The sequence below is a fragment of the Nostoc sp. genome (genome assembly GCF_036916975.1).
In the GTDB taxonomy this organism is placed as follows: Bacteria; Cyanobacteriota; Cyanobacteriia; order Cyanobacteriales; family Nostocaceae; genus Nostoc.
The window spans coordinates 28,817-43,831 of sequence record NZ_JBALFF010000001.1 but is presented as its reverse complement, the minus strand read 5'-3'; the positions used below and the strand labels follow the sequence as shown (position 1 = coordinate 43,831).

Here is a 15,015-nt window from a genome sequence, read left to right as displayed (position 1 = left end):
TATGTACTCAAATGTTCCATCGGAACGCCATCGCTTTAACCATCGGTGGGATGAGCTTTTAGATGCCCACACATCACCATGTGGTAAGTCACACCGCTTACCTGTCGAAGTTTGGTTTCACACTAACCCCGCAGCATCAGACACTAATTTTGAAGCGGCATTACTAAATTTTATTTTTAGAGAATAGTGTTCGTGGCGGTTGTCGCTCAAATGTGATGAAAAGATTTTGGTTGATACGGAAAGAGTTCAGTCTTGATGATTTACGTCAAGATGAAAGAATTTATAAATCTTTTGATGAATTCATTGCGGGAGTTTCAACCAATGGCTAAAAAACAAAATTGCTCTGATTTACCCAGTGCCTCTGCCAATTTACCAGGGTGAGTTAATGTTTTCTGGCTTACTTGATATTTTCGTAAAAGAGTTAGCCACGCCTAAAAATTAATGCGACGATAGATTTCAGACAGAGGAATTTCTACGTTGTTTAAACTGTGCAGAACAATCCCATGCTCAAGGTGAGAGTGAACTTGCCATAGCCAGCGATCGTTACTATTACGATCCAAGTTATGATACTGCTCTATGTAGGGTTCAGTTTGGCTGACAAGCAGATATTCACAGAAACTGGCAAGAGAACGATATTTTCTGAACTTGTCCCCTCGATCATAAGCTTCAGTAGAGGGTGATAAAACTTCGACAATAAGCATTGGATTCAGAATTTCATCATTGCGATTGCCATTAAACTCTGGTTCACCATTAACAACCATCAAATCAGTATAAGTACCGCATTGATATTCAGGAATCCAAACTCGCAAGTCGCTGTTATACAAACGAAAATCCGTGTCTCTCAGTAAAAATCCTAAGTAAATTAAAAAGTTGCTGGCGATCGCACTGTGAGATTCCGAACCTCCCGACATAGTAATAATCTCTCCATTGCGGTATTCATGGCGTTCTGGGTTGGTTTCTTCCATAGCCCGGTACTCGTCTAACGTCAGGCGAGTTGTTATTACATCTGGGGGACTGGTTTGAGCAAAAACCATAATTAACCTCTTAAATAATTAGCTCTAAAACTATTATCAGCAAAGGAAAGAAGAATTGCTATTGAACGGTGGAATGCCGCAGCCTCCAAGTGGGGCTACGATGTGCTTCCATCGGCTGGTGCTGATATGTTTTATTGCCTTTGGGCAAGAATTTATCAAATACCGATAAACGATTCCTTATAAAAGTGCCTAAAGTCATAGTAAAACATTTTTCAAACAACCTCTTAAACGTTGGATATCAGGAAATTTAATTCAGTTGACCAATATTTACTATGGAACCCATTACAATCTTCCCGAATATTTGCTATATGAAATAAATTTCCGCTCTCGTCGTAAACAATACCTACACTATGCCGTAAATCTTCATATCGAAAGAATAATTCTATCCCAAAATACGAGTTGGGTTTTAACTTCACTGTTGCCCAAGTAGCATGACCCTCAGCAAAGAAGTATCCTCGCATCGTCTCGCGTGATGGGTGAAAAAGCCCATTATCTAAGCTATTTGGCAGAAAATTAAATTACCAACTCTCTTGCTTATTTTCGCCATTTGCATAACTATAAGTATTAGTATGGACAATTTTAGTCTTTTCGAGATTGCTTTTAAAACTTCTCAGACTTTGAAATGATTCTTTGACATCACCAACTGGTGTATATCGCGTCCAAATTCCATGCCAATTGAGCAAATGGTTAGTACAATAATTCCAATTTCGTTCTTTTGCATCCATAATATTTGTGTCCAAAATATATTTAAAATCTCCTTGTTAAAAATAGTATTATAATCTCTACCAATTCACCAACGGCAAAGAAATACTGGTAGAGACGGCGTGGTCTTGGGAGTGGGAACGAGTGCTGGAATATGCCAGAAGTTGAAATGGCGATCGCTAAACGAGGTTGCCATAAGCATAGCTACTCATTTTTAATCCCGCGAACGGGTTTCATTTATTTGAAAGTATAGGTTTGGTTCTTATGCAACTCTCTATTGACAGGTTTCAATCCTGCGAACGGGTTTCATTTATTTGAAAGCTGGAGGAGAGAACAATAAGCGGGCGCGGGCTGTTTAAAAGTTTCAATCCCGCGACCCTTTCGCGGCGACGGTTGGCGTAGTAGAAAATTTCCCCGAAAGGAATAGAGCCTCCCATGCGTTCTTCGAGACACAAAGCCGCACCACATAGTTGAAAATGATCGCTCTTGTGGTTCGCCATCCGCCCTTTTTTAAACTCCAAAGGGATTAACTGCTTATCTTTTTCTTCCACAGCATCGATAATTCCATTAATCAGAAGGCGATCGCTCCATACCCACTGATGCCGATAAATTACCTTATCACCTTCAACCTCCTTCCCTTCATCATCAACATTGCGGTGTAAATGGCGACCAATGATAATATGTTCGTTATCCGCATTTTCCCCAAGTTCATATTCCAAAAAGAAACGACGAGGGCAATATTCCCAAGCATTTAAATAAGCTAAGGGAAGATAGTATTGTTCGTTCATGGTTTGTTAGAAAATACAAATTTTTAAATAGTAACTGATGAAGGGTTATGGGTTTTAGACTTCTTCAGATTGAATGGCTTTTGCGCCACGTTTATTTGCAAAGCGAGTTGCGTCTGTCCCATTCCTATAGCAGTTTTACGCCCGACACCAGCGAAGAAGGCAAAATTTGCCAAAATGGTTGCAATCCGAGCCGTTTCAGGGCTATTAAATCTGTAGCGAACCCAACCCTGCGCCCCAATTTCCGTACCTCCTTCCATTTTAAGTGCATAGGTTTTGAGGTCGTAAGCTGTAACTAAAGCATTCCAATCACAAGTCGGGAGATGATATTGTTCTGGTGCAAAAATATTCCACCGCCGATGCAGCGAGTTAAATACCAATTCGGGTAATGGAAAGGTCTGTACACTTTGATTTTGCTTGAAGCTAGTAGGAGAGAGAAAATGCATTTCAATATCGGTCAAAACTTGCATTGGGTGTGACAGTAATGCATAATCAGCCGCACCTGCTAATTGATGCGTTTCCGGCAACGCGTACATATTCCGCAGTACAAATGGAAAATCAGCCAACACTAAAGATTGGGTTTCTGACTGTTCAAACCCACGCATCAAAGGCTCAACTAAACTTCCATCCAATAAACAAATCCGAAAATAAAAATAATCTCCTACACGCACCCCACCCTGACGACGGTTTCCCAATAAGCCCGAAATAGCCAATGGTGAATTTTGACTAGCATGGATAGTTTCGGCAACAGATGGGTTTGCAGCAGCGAACCATTTAAGTACTAGTGCGTGCAATCCACGAGATAAAGTAGGTGATATGTTTCCCACATCCGCAGCTGCAAGTTCGATAACGATTGAATGTAATGTAGAACATTTATGCTGTTGCAACAACATATCCGGCTCCATAAAATATTCCTGTTGATAGATAAATTTCTTCTGGCATTTGTTGATATTGTTCTACAGATAATGTAGTTTTGAAAGTTTGCCAATCATCTTTTTTAGTCACTGAATACTCTCCATGTAACTGTGCCTGACTTACTAAACTAACAGGAGGCATTACAATGCGGTTATAAAGCAATATGCGAGTATCGCTTGATAAATCTAATGGATTTAAAGGATGCAAACATATGTAATCACCAGATTTAGATTGCATGACTTGATCAGGGATTCTTACCGCTTCAACTCTAATTTTTGATGCCCATTTTCCTAAACGTATCCAACGCGGTATTTTCAAAGTCTCTGGAGCAATAATATAAGTCCGATATTGGCTGCCAACAGCTAATTCTTTAGCTCGACCGTAATTAATTGGGTAATTTTTATCTGCACCTTTATCCCCGAACTGTTTTGACTTTCCATAATAGCCAACTTGAGCAGCTTTAAAGGTATTAATTTGATATGACCAATTGATAGGTTGGGCAGGAAATACATAAATACCCGCTTGATTTAGATGAAGAAGATTTTGTTCAGCACTTGCATCTAAATATGTCGGTTTTTGTGCTAGCTCCCCTTGCAGCCTATATGGTTGGGGAATATAGTGAATTGCAAAAAGTGCAAAACTTAGCGCCCAATTATGTAAATATTTTTCAGTCTCATAGAGAATCCCCATCTCTCGTGTGTTCGTAAGCGCTTAAAGAAAAAGCAGAGTCGGAGTATACTTTAGAACGTTCTGACCCACTATCACCGATCGCAAATCCATAGATAATACAATCAGGGCATTTTTTACAGGATTTTTCACCGTTGTATTCGCAGTATTTATCTTTATTAGTTTCGTCTGCGCTAGTGAGGTTTAAGCCACGAAGTAGTTCGCGTCCAGCAAGTCGTTCGGGAGTAGTTTGTTTGCGCTTGAACATTACCAAACGGCTGATTTGTTTTTTACTTTCATCCGTCATTCCTAAACCCGCCTGTGTTCGTGCAGTATTAAGAATTCCATCAGTTTGGAATACAGGGAATGATTGACTATGACGCAGCAGGATGAAGTGTATATACTTTCCAGATGCCAAGCGAGGAAACGCAGATTGGAATTGGGGTTTTAGAGTTTTGAGAATACTCATGATTTTGCTCCTGATAATTTAGAAAGGGGAATCAAAGATAGAAGTTTAGGATGATTTAGCAGATTTTTCTTGCAAAGCTAACCAACGATAGGCAAACTCTGCACCCGATTTAATTCGATTTCGATTTTCTTGCAATAAAGCGCGATCGCCTTTATAAAGGTCAAGAAATAGTTCATGTACACAGGTTGTCATGAATGTATGAATTGCAATTAGTTCACGTTCCTGTCGTATAGACCTATCTATTGATTTATCCATTATTAAAGGACGTTTATAAACTTCTTGACGTTCTAATCCATCCTGAAGCTGTCCAGAAGCTTGAAAAATTAAATCATCTACATCTACTTGCTGAGGAACTGACAAAATCATTTCCAAAGCTTTAGAAATTGGTAGTAAAATTGTGTGGCTAGACTCTCCTAAGTTTGCCTGGTAAAATATACGATATTGTTGAACTAATTTTTCAATTAATTTCATTAGATAAACTCCTTTATTTGTTTCTGAACTATCTTGTTTAACCCAAAGCTGGGCATATCGCCAATAACGTTTAACTTCTTCTTGGCTAGGTATATCTCGTTTATCGCGTCGTAATCCTTCTGTTGCTAAAGAAAAAATGTTAAGTACATTTGTTGTTACCTCACGAACTGTTTTAATTAAATCTCGCCACTTGGCATCTGGTGGCAAACTACGAGTATCTAAATGGAGACTGTAAGCAAATAGAAGCCGCTGTATTGCATTTTCAAAATCCTGAATTCGCAAGGAATTAGGCAATCCGAGCAAATTCCAAAATGATGCAGGTGCATCAAGGATGACAGACTCCCTGAAATCACTATCACTGTTGTAAAGTGGAACATGACTTTAATGAGCAAATAGGTTGTTTTCCCGCCTTTGTTTTAGCGTCAGTATAAACTGTAAATTCGGCCTCAAACGAAGGATGATTACTTTTCCATCCTTTAACTTCTAAATACTCGATTAAGTAAGTATAGAAAATATCTTGTATAGGGCTAGAATATGATGTTAATAAGTTATTTTCACCCCCCCACTTAGCTACATCTTTCGCCCATATCTCCATGCGTTCTGAGATATCTTCTAGCTTTAAAGTTGCATGAGTAGCAACATAATATGCTGCTGCATGATACCAACCATAATTGACACCCCCTGATTGGAACTGAGTTTCTTCGGGAGATACTTTGTCTTGAATTCCTAAAGTGATGAGCATCCAATCTATATTGACACTCCCTCGGTTCAACACCACAATCCTGATTTTCAGCCAACAAAGAAGCAGATTCACCCTGTGCAAAATCTACAAGCGTCAGCGATGTGCAGTCCGTTACCGCAGGTAACTCTTCTTCCAACTCTGACACGCCTTGAACAGTCTGAGGCGACGCGCCCCCCAAGGGCGCGTGAGCCGTCTCCTCCTCACGCGGAATTCGTGTAAGCGTGTCAGAGATACACCTCTGAATCCGCTTGTACGGTGACTGTGGTTTGCTAGCAGCAGCGATTAATTCTGTTTCCTCGGTGGTAAGTTCCGCCCAGTAGTCTGCTTTTATTACCTCGTACTCTTGCGCCACTGCCCAATAGTCCTGCCACGTACACCCAGGTTTTGCAAGTACCTGCCGAATATCGGTAACGGCTTGGGGCAACATTTCCAATTGCTCGGCCCGATATGCGATCGCAGTTGGTGTCGGCTCACTCCCCAAGATTATCGCTGCCGCTTCAAGCGCTTGGGTATTGTTCATAGCGCTGGCTAAGTTCTTCAATGCCATACCCATCAGCCGTAAGCATTCCTGAGCATTTTCTTTTGGCGGTTCCTGCGCTAGCGATCGCAAATCAATAGTTTTCTCTAACGCCTGTTTTACCTGCTTGTTCAACGCTTTGGTCGCCTGTTGGCTCATAGTATTTACCCATTCTTGAGAAGGGCGCTGTTCAACCGCGTTTTCCAAATCCTGAATACGCTGCCTAAGCTGTTGGTTCTCAGTTTCCAACTGCCGTAGTGATTCCATTTCGTCTAGGCGCTGCTGCAACTGAATATTTTGCTCTTTCTGCTGCTTGTACAGATTTTGCAGAGATTGGATTTGCTCAATTACTTGTTCTTCTGCTCTGGCCGATACTTCCGCTTGCAAACCAATTCTCAATTCCTGAGAAAGTCGCTCTAACTCAAGCTTATGTTGCTCTTTAATTTGGGCGATCGCTTCCGTATATTCTGGTGAATATTTCCGCTCTCTGGTAAACGGAACGCTGGCAGCATCACAAAAGCGATCGCCCCGTCTCGCAAACTCAGCGATCGCCTTTTCCCCAATTACGGAGATTTCCATTATGAACTATACAACACATACACAGCAAGCAATTTCTACTTCTTCTCATGACGAGCAAGCCCTAGCCCAAGCTGAACTATACACCCACCTCGAATCCCAAGCCGAAGCTGTAGCCCCAACCCTTGACCCCCTGACTGCTCGTGACCGCCGCATCATCAGCGAGATTATTCAGGTGAAACCCGAATCAGTGCGTACAATCTGGATAGAAGGCGGCATTACAGTATAGGTGCAATTAGTCAGTGCCGGACGGCTACCCTTCGACCGCAACTGGTTCGCTACAAGAGTTGCAGAAGTAAAAGCGACGTTACCAGAAACCCCACGGGAACGGAACGAGCGCTTGAGCGATGAATTAGAGGAAGCTTGCACTGTTTTTGGTCTGTACCACGGAGAGATTGACTGGCTCTCGTTTAGCACCAAACTTTACCGAGACGGGCATAATGTCTGCTTCATCGGGTGCAATCAACAAGGCTGGTACGCAAGACCAAGACAGTACGGAGTCAATCGTGTGGCTGCTAGTGCAGAACTTGTGATTGGGCTGCTGGGAGTCCGAGCGACAGTAGCGGCGTAAGTTGCTGCAAGTGAGAAAGGCGATCGCACATCAAGACAACTGCGTAGTTTACCGCCGTAGGCATCGCCTCTGCAACAGAATTTGATTAGTGCCATCGCCGAAATCTGTGTTTCTCCGATGCAGGAAATAGAGGCACTGAGGATTTTGATTTATCGGGGAGAAGCAGCTTGTCGGCAGTACTTGCGTTCGGTGCTAGTCAAACAGAGAAAGGCTTCTTGAAGAAGAAGAGGCAGGGAAGTAGGAGGAGCTTTGCTAGCAAGAGGAGAAGAAGAATTACTCTCAGATAATTCTCTTTTCTCCCTTGCCTGTATTGCTCCCTCATGACTCGGCTAGACTTTCTGAAGATGGAATCAAACCCAATTGATGACGGGCAAGAGTTCCTTGAACGTGAAGCGCAAATCCTTTTTCCCAAAACAGTCGATGCATTTCTGACTCATTCCATCCTTCCATTGCTTGAATCCGTTTTGCTGCTTCATACAACGGTTCTGGAATAGAAACTGCGATTTGAATCATTTTTGGTGTAGTTTTCTTAGGCAATCGCTACAGCGATGTACAAGTGATAGAAGCACTCCGAATCATGCGTGACCACGGGGCAGAGGTTGACCCCGACTCTGACTCTTTTAGCCCAGACATCACAGAAGAGTTGGAGAAAGTGTTTGAACTGGCTGGTGCAGCAATTAATAACCATTTGCACCTGCCAGCATCAGAACAAGAAGCATCAGCGATTCAACAAGCAACCAATATGGCGGCTAGTATCATCCCGAACGTCAATCATCAGATGATGGCGGGAATGATTCGAGTGGTGATGAATGGCGCGGTAGCCCAAGCAAGCTTTTGATTCCACACCTACCGTCAGCGATCGCGGATCGTGAAAAACTTCAGGTAGTCTTTTTCCCGGCCAAATATCTTGGCGAAAACTACTGGCAAACTCCCGCAGCAAAGTAGATGTTGGCACTTCACTGTTGTGCGGTCGGTTGACATTAAGAAACATTCGCACATTTAATTCTGGGCTTAAATCCATTCGTTCTGCCAGCACCATAAATAACTCTCGTGCTTTTTGTTTTTTATCAATAGCAAAGCTAGAAATGAGAACGCTTATTTTGGCAGTGTTAAACAACTCGCGCACAACAACACCAGTATCGCGGCTTTGAGAACCAGCAATTTCTGGGCTAGTCCAAACCAAATCAACGCGATCGCTCACAGCTTGGGATGTACTTCGTTCTTCTGCCAGAAGTCGCAGTGTATAAGCAATATGCTGAGAATGTACGCCGATGACATTGAGACGGTTAAGTTCATCAACAATGTCTCGATTTAAAGCCGCAGGGATGTAGTTCGCTACATTCGATGTGGAAAAGGGCGGGGAAAGTCTGCCAGTTTCCAAAGCGACTGCCAAGAGAAGTTCAAAATAATCGCATTTTGATATTTATTGATAATATTAATAGCCTGCTAAGTTTGAATTTCCCGGTCAACAATTTTTTTATCTGGATTCGTTACTGTTACGAGCAGCAGGCACACAACCCAAACTTTAAACGTTTGGGTTTTGCTTTGTTTGGTGTAGCTAGTCCATCTAACCTAATTGTTGATCGACATGGAACCCCCTTTAAGATTGGTCAAGCAATTAAATTATGTGACTTTCAATCACATGAACTTATGCCCCTGCTTGAAGGTTTACAAGAAGTAGTCAGCCAGCCACAGGCAATATTGCTGCATATTATCCATTGGACAAGAGGACAGCCGTTTCTCACCCAAAAGCTTTGTCAGTTAGTTGTGCAAGTTGCCTTAGAAAATTATAAGGCACCGATTACCATACCGAACGGTACTCAAGGATATTGGGTAGAACAGTTGGTGCGATCGCGCATTATTCAACATTGGGAATTCCAAGATGAACCTCAACATCTCCGTATCATAAGAGATCGCTTACTTTTTGACGAACACAAAGCAGCAAAGTTATTAAACATTTATCAACAGGTGTTACAAGTAGAGGAACTAAGGAATAGGAACCCGATAGAGAACTTGATACCAGCCGATAATAGTGAAGAACAGACAGAACTGTTGCTATCTGGTTTGGTGGAAAATTATAACGGCTATCTGAGAGTTAAAAATCCGATTTACCGGAGCGTTTTCACTCCTCAATGGGTATCAAGACAGCTAGAAAATCTTCTCTTTTATTGATAGGAGCTAGTAATCAGAATACATTTGTTAGATAATATTTTTGCAACACACCAACAAAAAAGGCATAAATTATATAAGTTAAAAATATCACATTATTTAATCACATTTGTACAAATTCAGGCAAATACAAGTCCTTTATTTCTTCAGAGAGCTTTTGGAAGACTACCATCAAAACACCGAGTTGAAAAGTAGGAAAAGTAGGAAAAGTAGGAAAAGTACATAATTGATGTGAGCATTTACTATCAAGCTAATATAATGGAACTTAGTTTATTAGAGATCCTATGGATTTTACGAAAAATGAAAGAATAGTGTATTAAAAATTGCTACGTTAAATTCCAGTTTCAGTAGACAAATAGAAAAAATATTGCTTGTGACACTCATTTATAATAAACATACGCAATACTAATGTATAAAAATAAACGAGTACGAGGAGTTGTACTAACATCCACAGGAATTAAACGGTTACAATCAGCAATTCTTTCTGTGGAGATAGTAGAAAATAAAGGCGAACACTTGAATTTAGAAGAAATAAGCTCGCGCATTCATGTTTCTACTAGAACTTTGAGTAAATTATGGTCTTTAAGTGAAAGTGTAGATCAAAAAACTATAAAACTCTGCTTTAGCGCTTTTAATCTAGAATTACACAGCGAAGACTACACCATAGTCAAGAAAGCAAATGAGACTGAAACATCTGAGTTATTGTCTATTGCAAATATAGAAGAAGATTTTTCTCAACGTTCCGAATTAACCTCATTTGTCGAAGAACATGACACACAAACTGAACAGATAGAAAATCTTTGGTCATACCCGGATGGCCCCGTACCTTTACATTCTCACTTTTATATTGAACGTCCTCCACTAGAGAGAAAGGTTTATCGAGAAGTAACTACTAGTGGCTGCGTGATTCGGATTAAGTCTCCCAAGCAGATGGGTAAAAGTTCTCTTGTGTTGCGGCTTTGTGCGTTTGCACAGAAACTTGGGTATCAGACTGTGAATCTGAATTGCTACCAATTCGATAGTGAGTGTCTAACTGATTTAAATAAACTGTTGCGTCGTCTTTGCTGGAAAATTGCTACTCAATTAGGTATTGACCCCAACCTCAAAGAAAAATGGAATGAAGAAATTGGCTACAACTTGAGCAGCGGCTTTTACTTAGAAAACTATTTGCTCGATCAATGTCCAAGCCCAGTGGTTTTAGTGTTGAATGAAGTTGACCGTTTTTTTGAATATCCTCACATTTGTCATGAGTTTTTTGCTTTGTTGCGGTCATGGTGTGAGGAAGCACGACAGAATCCCAAGTGGAAAAAGCTGAGGTTAGTAATGGTTTACTCAACCGAAGAGTACATCTCTACGGGTATCAACCTCTCTCCTTTTGATATTGGTCTACCTATTCGTCTGAACGATTTTACTCAACCACAAGTAGAAGATTTAGCTAGGCGGTATAGTTTAGACTCGTTTAAAGCTAAAGATTTTGCCCAATTAATGTCATTAGTAGGAGGACATCCAGCACTAATTCAGATGAGTTTGTACTATCTTAGGTTTCAAGAAATGACCCTGCAAGAAATAATAGAGGAAGCGATGGCCAATGGTGGCATCTACCGCGATCATTTATGGCGACAGTTGATGAAACTGCAAGAAAATCCTAGACTTGCAAAAACTTATGTTGAAATTCTGGCAGCAAAGCAAGGTATTTCTCTTAATCCTATTGAGACTTACAAACTTGAAAGTTTGGGATTAATTCGCTTTGAGAGCGATCGCATCTTACCGCGTTACGGACTCTACCGCGCCTATTTTGCAAAACAGCTATGCGAAGTTTCTTAACTATCTTAACTTTCCTTGCATTTTCGCTTCTTAGCTGAGAATATCTAAATGCGTAGATACCATAGAAAATTAATCGTTTTCCGGTTCGCAATCAGAATGATCTGCAACTCTCAGTTTGCGATCGCTGCCTCATCAGTCTGTATTTTTCCAAAGTGATGAAACCCTTGTGAATAATACATTTGCACTTTTCTTAGTGCCATTCATCCATACTGTTATAAAGCAGTTATAAAGCATATATGAGGATATCGTTAAACGTTTAATAACTGTCTTAACTGTCCTTGCTTCTCTATCTCAATTCATGTTATTTTACGTACTTGCACTTAGATAAACCATCATGAAGGATAAAAAAATGACGGTACAAGACCAGACTCTTTCTACTCTTTCTGAGAAACAGACAACGTGGGCTCTTGGATGGTTAATTAATGAAATTGCGACTGAAGAAGTACTGCCATCTGATGATCATATAGTATTGCCAAATCCTGCTCAGAAGTTGGAAGACTTGCTCGCTCGCCGTATAGACTTTTACCTGAAGGAAGATCCGAAGCTTACAAAATTTATTGGCGGGTGGGAGCAGGTCTGGGGGCCGTTTGTTTACCTAGCTCCGCCTCCATTTAATCAATATGCAACTAATGCAATTTTTGTGGCAAAGCAAGACAATAAATACGTTATTAGTGTTGCCGGTACGAATCCTAAGTCTCTTCACAACTGGTTGATTGAAGATTTGTACGTTGCAGTCCGAGCGGATTGGGGTGATTATGCTGACACAGATCCACTACTTCCTGCCAAAATATCTATGGGAACTAAGATTGGTCTTGACAATCTCTTAAGACCACATCCAGGATCATCGACAACTATCGTTGATTTTCTCACAGACCTGTTAAAAGAAGCGGGCGGAAAAATAGATATTACAGTAACGGGTGCTAGTCTAGGCGGTGCGTTGTCTCCTGTCCTGGCACTTGCTTTAAAGGAGAAAAAAACAACATGGGACCCAAATGAACAAGCTACATTAAAGGTTGTTACATTTGCTGCACCTACACCAGGCAATTTGGCTTTTGCACAATACTATAGCCTGCGACTTGGAAATACCACAACACGCGTTTGGAATAGTCTCGATATTGTTCCCCATGCCTGGAATACGAGTCTGCTGAGTCAACTTCCCAGCCTTTACGATCCTGAGATTAGCTTTAACCCTCTTATTGACAAGTACGTGAAGATAGCTAAACGTTTGTCAATTCTAGGAAATTATACTCACCTTATCCCGAATGCCCCTCCATTAAAAGGTACATTTCGACCTATACCTATAAAACAAAATTCAGAAAAAAGTTCTAAGCAAGTAGAACTAGATGTTCAGTCGTTAAAGTCTCTCAAATCAGCACAAACACAAGAAACACAATATTTGTCTGTGTCAGATGAAGATATCGAAAGATTCGGTCAATTCTTGCAACAGGCTGTGCAGCAACATATATATGCGTACTTCGATTTACTGGAGTTTCCATTAGAGCTAACAGAGTTTCTTACTGATAAAGAACAACTCCCACCGGATTTAAGACTTGAAGATGCACAGCCAAAGGCTACTAAGAGCGTGGTTAGTAAACTGTTGGAATACTCTGCGAACCCTGATGTAGAGCAGTAACCCTTAAACGAATGGCACGCTTGAAAAGATGAAACCCTTGTTAGGGCGTTTGTGTAGGGGTGTGGGCGTGTAAGGCTATAGCGGATATATTATAATTCCAATTGACTTGTTTGGATTTTAATTTAAATCTAATTCTTTGCCCTACACCCCAAGAAAGAGCAAACCTAGATTTTTAAATCGTACTCGCCCCCAGGGTTGGTTAGCGCCAAGCCTTAACTCTTTTCTTCGGTTTCCAGACTGACGACATGGTTCGAGCTATTGTTCCCACTGGGAAGTTTGCAGGCGTTCATGTTGGTAGGCTAACAGTCCCTTGAAAGTGGCGTTTTTGAAATGAGAACAACGCCCTTGCTTGGTTAGCCCAGTCCGGCATAAATACTGCAAACTAATTCACAGAGTTGACGGTTACAGTTATGCTCTATAGTCCGCGAAAGTGACCACGGGGATACTCCCCGTGGCGCATTTCGCAGCTTTGTCCACCGAAGCAGCGATTAGAGGCATACCGATCGCTTTGGGACAGTTAAGCAATAAAATCTAGAGTTTAAAAAGCAAATATCTACCTAAAACTAACCATGAAAAAGGCATTATTGTGCTGCTTTGCAATAATTCTAGCAATGTGGGTTGCGGTAAGCCCTGCGATCGCGTTATCGCCTGACAAGCCGGGTTTACTGCCCACATTCTACGACGTACCTGACGATCTCGTGCCTGGGGAGCCGGGTTCGATTATCAAGCTTGAGAGCGTCGATGCACCTGAAAATGCACGGGCTTGGCGCGTGGTCTATCGGTCGCAGAAAGCCTCTGGAGACCCGGTTGCCGTGTCAGGGCTGATCATTGCACCAAAATCCCCTTCACTAGGGAGCAAACTTCCCGTTGTCAGCTGGGCGCACGGTACTGTTGGTGGTGCGCGGTATTGCGCCCCGTCCAACGTTCCTAACCCGGTTACTGATTTCGTCGGCTATCCCTCTTTCAATAGCACCGTGCCGAATGACTATGGCATACCCGGACTATCGACCTTTATCAAGGCGAAATACGTCGTTGTGGCGAGCGATTACCAAGGCTTGGGTGCTGGAGAAAAACACGAATACGCCGTTGGTCTGAGCCAAGCACGGAACGCACTCGATATTGTCAAAGCAGCCCAGACAGTGACACCAGCAGGCAAGAAGGTCGCGCTACTGGGATGGTCACAAGGCGGACTGGCTGCGGTGACTGCGGGCGAAAATGCCTCCTATGCGCCTGATCTGGATATTGTGGGCATAGCGGCCTTGGCCCCGGCAAACCCAGCATCCTTTGTGATTCCCGAAATTGCTGGGCAATCTACCGGAGGCCCCCGAATCGGTCGGCTGATTCTCCTGAACACAGCTTATACCTGGGCGTATCCCGATTTGCATCTGAGTGACGTATTCACCGAGACTGGGATGGAAGCAGCCAAGGCCGCTGCTCGGCAGTGTATTCAGCAGTTGTCGGTGACAGGGGACACCGCAGAAGCACAAAACGATAAACCGGATATGACAAAACCAGCAGACCCTTCGGTTCTGTTCAAACCGACAAACGCCAATCTTCACGCATGGGTAGCTAAATTCGCCGAAAATGCGATCGGAAGACATCTTTTTCAGTCCCCTGTGCTGGTCATGCAAGGGACTGCCGATGACATAATCCCTGCGGCTTCCACAGACCTTTATGTAAAGGACGCTTGTAAATTCCGCGCCCCGATCCGTTACATAAAATATAAAGCAAAAAACCATCGAACTCTATTACCGGCTGCGGAGGATGACTTTACAACTTGGATCGCCAAGCGATTCGACAATATAGCGGCACCCTCCAATTGCCCCGACGGTGAAATTCAGTAAATTCGGGGAAACCTGGTAAAAAGGCAACTTTTAGCTGAATTCATCCCACGCTTCCTTTCGAGGTCATGCTTTGCCATGAGTATCGAAAGCTTAAATT

At 42.2% G+C, this 15,015-nt stretch carries 19 protein-coding genes and 1 pseudogene; 10 read left to right on the top strand and 10 right to left on the bottom strand.

The annotated features are described in order from the left end of the window. Nucleotides 1–187, top strand: a 187-nt coding sequence (locus V7K73_RS00205; RefSeq protein ID WP_334876033.1) for a hypothetical protein, incomplete at its 5' end; no start/stop codon positions are given. A 244-nt stretch (nucleotides 188–431) separates the two neighbouring features. Here the strand turns inward: V7K73_RS00205 and V7K73_RS00200 are convergent. The 8 genes and pseudogenes from V7K73_RS00200 to V7K73_RS00165 form a co-directional block, all read right to left on the bottom strand. Continuing rightward, on the bottom strand, nucleotides 432–1,034 hold the full coding sequence (locus V7K73_RS00200) for a Uma2 family endonuclease (protein ID WP_334876031.1): 603 nt from the start codon (nucleotides 1,032–1,034) through the stop codon (nucleotides 432–434). 224 nt (nucleotides 1,035–1,258) lie between these two features. Then, nucleotides 1,259–1,759, bottom strand: a pseudogene (locus V7K73_RS00195) (DUF3598 family protein). 264 nt (nucleotides 1,760–2,023) lie between these two features. Continuing rightward, entirely contained in the window at nucleotides 2,024–2,524 is a 501-nt protein-coding gene (gene cas4 / locus V7K73_RS00190) for a CRISPR-associated protein Cas4 (protein ID WP_334876028.1), read from the bottom strand. Nucleotides 2,525–2,547: 23 nt separating this feature from the next. Next, nucleotides 2,548–3,426, bottom strand: coding sequence for a CRISPR system precrRNA processing endoribonuclease RAMP protein Cas6 (gene cas6, locus V7K73_RS00185; RefSeq protein WP_334876026.1), 879 nt, complete (start codon nucleotides 3,424–3,426; stop codon nucleotides 2,548–2,550). Continuing rightward, on the bottom strand, nucleotides 3,395–4,126 hold the full coding sequence (cas5d, locus tag V7K73_RS00180) for a type I-D CRISPR-associated protein Cas5/Csc1 (RefSeq protein WP_334876024.1): 732 nt from the start codon (nucleotides 4,124–4,126) through the stop codon (nucleotides 3,395–3,397). The genes cas6 and cas5d overlap by 32 nt, the downstream gene beginning before the upstream one ends. Then, entirely contained in the window at nucleotides 4,110–4,571 is a 462-nt protein-coding gene (gene cas7d, locus V7K73_RS00175) for a type I-D CRISPR-associated protein Cas7/Csc2 (RefSeq protein WP_334876022.1), read from the bottom strand. Before cas7d ends, cas5d begins: the two co-directional genes overlap by 17 nt. A 45-nt stretch (nucleotides 4,572–4,616) precedes the next feature. Then, entirely contained in the window at nucleotides 4,617–5,375 is a 759-nt protein-coding gene (gene cas10d / locus V7K73_RS00170) for a type I-D CRISPR-associated protein Cas10d/Csc3 (protein ID WP_334876035.1), read from the bottom strand. Nucleotides 5,376–5,608: 233 nt separating this feature from the next. Further along, complete coding sequence (locus V7K73_RS00165; protein ID WP_334876020.1) at nucleotides 5,609–6,880, bottom strand: hypothetical protein; 1,272 nt, start codon at nucleotides 6,878–6,880, stop codon at nucleotides 5,609–5,611. A 1-nt stretch (nucleotide 6,881) separates the two neighbouring features. Here V7K73_RS00165 and V7K73_RS00160 point away from each other — a divergent pair, with 1 nt between their 5' ends. The 3 genes from V7K73_RS00160 (at nucleotide 6,882) to V7K73_RS00150 (ending at nucleotide 7,667) form a co-directional block, all read left to right on the top strand. Continuing rightward, nucleotides 6,882–7,106, top strand: coding sequence for a hypothetical protein (locus V7K73_RS00160; RefSeq protein WP_334876018.1), 225 nt, complete (start codon nucleotides 6,882–6,884; stop codon nucleotides 7,104–7,106). Then, nucleotides 7,107–7,448 carry a hypothetical protein gene (locus V7K73_RS00155; RefSeq protein WP_334876016.1) on the top strand — a complete coding sequence of 114 codons (342 nt, stop codon included), beginning with the start codon at nucleotides 7,107–7,109 and terminating at the stop codon, nucleotides 7,446–7,448. Nucleotides 7,449–7,529: 81 nt separating this feature from the next. Continuing rightward, nucleotides 7,530–7,667 carry a hypothetical protein gene (locus V7K73_RS00150; RefSeq protein WP_334876014.1) on the top strand — a complete coding sequence of 46 codons (138 nt, stop codon included), beginning with the start codon at nucleotides 7,530–7,532 and terminating at the stop codon, nucleotides 7,665–7,667. Between the two features lie 99 nt (nucleotides 7,668–7,766). Here V7K73_RS00150 and V7K73_RS00145 read toward each other — a convergent pair whose 3' ends face one another. Beyond that, nucleotides 7,767–7,961, bottom strand: coding sequence for a hypothetical protein (locus V7K73_RS00145; protein WP_334876012.1), 195 nt, complete (start codon nucleotides 7,959–7,961; stop codon nucleotides 7,767–7,769). Nucleotides 7,962–8,004: 43 nt separating this feature from the next. Here V7K73_RS00145 and V7K73_RS00140 point away from each other — a divergent pair, with 43 nt between their 5' ends. Continuing rightward, nucleotides 8,005–8,286, top strand: a complete 282-nt coding sequence (locus V7K73_RS00140) for a hypothetical protein (protein ID WP_334876010.1) — start codon at nucleotides 8,005–8,007, stop codon at nucleotides 8,284–8,286. Here V7K73_RS00140 and V7K73_RS00135 read toward each other — a convergent pair. Further along, on the bottom strand, nucleotides 8,167–8,841 hold the full coding sequence (locus tag V7K73_RS00135) for a phospholipase (RefSeq protein WP_334876008.1): 675 nt from the start codon (nucleotides 8,839–8,841) through the stop codon (nucleotides 8,167–8,169). The genes V7K73_RS00140 and V7K73_RS00135 overlap by 120 nt on opposite strands. Nucleotides 8,842–8,864: 23 nt before the next feature. Here V7K73_RS00135 and V7K73_RS00130 point away from each other — a divergent pair, with 23 nt between their 5' ends. From V7K73_RS00130 to V7K73_RS00115, 5 genes are all read left to right on the top strand, one after another. Further along, nucleotides 8,865–9,620, top strand: coding sequence for an AAA-like domain-containing protein (locus V7K73_RS00130; RefSeq protein ID WP_334876006.1), 756 nt, complete (start codon nucleotides 8,865–8,867; stop codon nucleotides 9,618–9,620). Between the two features lie 405 nt (nucleotides 9,621–10,025). Beyond that, a complete protein-coding gene (locus V7K73_RS00125) occupies nucleotides 10,026–11,441 on the top strand; it encodes an AAA-like domain-containing protein (protein ID WP_334876004.1) in 1,416 nt (471 codons plus the stop codon). Between the two features lie 334 nt (nucleotides 11,442–11,775). Continuing rightward, nucleotides 11,776–13,074 (top strand): lipase family protein, encoded by a 1,299-nt coding sequence (locus V7K73_RS00120; protein WP_334876002.1) that lies wholly within the window; start codon nucleotides 11,776–11,778, stop codon nucleotides 13,072–13,074. Nucleotides 13,075–13,210: 136 nt separating this feature from the next. Further along, entirely contained in the window at nucleotides 13,211–13,315 is a 105-nt protein-coding gene (locus V7K73_RS29725) for an RRXRR domain-containing protein (RefSeq protein ID WP_442936714.1), read from the top strand. Nucleotides 13,316–13,643: 328 nt separating this feature from the next. Beyond that, nucleotides 13,644–14,918, top strand: a complete 1,275-nt coding sequence (locus V7K73_RS00115) for an alpha/beta fold hydrolase (protein ID WP_334876000.1) — start codon at nucleotides 13,644–13,646, stop codon at nucleotides 14,916–14,918. Nucleotides 14,919–15,015 lie beyond the last annotated feature (97 nt).

Excerpts from the sequence above, each read along its gene's own strand:
- V7K73_RS00200 (WP_334876031.1), bottom strand. The coding sequence starts at position 1,034 with ATGGTTTTTGCTCAAACCAGTCCCCCAGATGTAATAACAACTCGCCTG.
- cas4 (WP_334876028.1), bottom strand. The coding sequence starts at position 2,524 with ATGAACGAACAATACTATCTTCCCTTAGCTTATTTAAATGCTTGGGAA.
- cas6 (WP_334876026.1), bottom strand. The coding sequence starts at position 3,426 with ATGGAGCCGGATATGTTGTTGCAACAGCATAAATGTTCTACATTACAT.
- cas5d (WP_334876024.1), bottom strand. The coding sequence starts at position 4,126 with ATGGGGATTCTCTATGAGACTGAAAAATATTTACATAATTGGGCGCTA.
- cas7d (WP_334876022.1), bottom strand. The coding sequence starts at position 4,571 with ATGAGTATTCTCAAAACTCTAAAACCCCAATTCCAATCTGCGTTTCCT.
- V7K73_RS00165 (WP_334876020.1), bottom strand. The coding sequence starts at position 6,880 with ATGGAAATCTCCGTAATTGGGGAAAAGGCGATCGCTGAGTTTGCGAGA.
- V7K73_RS00160 (WP_334876018.1), top strand. The coding sequence starts at position 6,882 with ATGAACTATACAACACATACACAGCAAGCAATTTCTACTTCTTCTCAT.
- V7K73_RS00145 (WP_334876012.1), bottom strand. The coding sequence starts at position 7,961 with ATGATTCAAATCGCAGTTTCTATTCCAGAACCGTTGTATGAAGCAGCA.
- V7K73_RS00125 (WP_334876004.1), top strand. The coding sequence starts at position 10,026 with ATGTATAAAAATAAACGAGTACGAGGAGTTGTACTAACATCCACAGGA.
- V7K73_RS00120 (WP_334876002.1), top strand. The coding sequence starts at position 11,776 with ATGAAGGATAAAAAAATGACGGTACAAGACCAGACTCTTTCTACTCTT.
- V7K73_RS00115 (WP_334876000.1), top strand. The coding sequence starts at position 13,644 with ATGAAAAAGGCATTATTGTGCTGCTTTGCAATAATTCTAGCAATGTGG.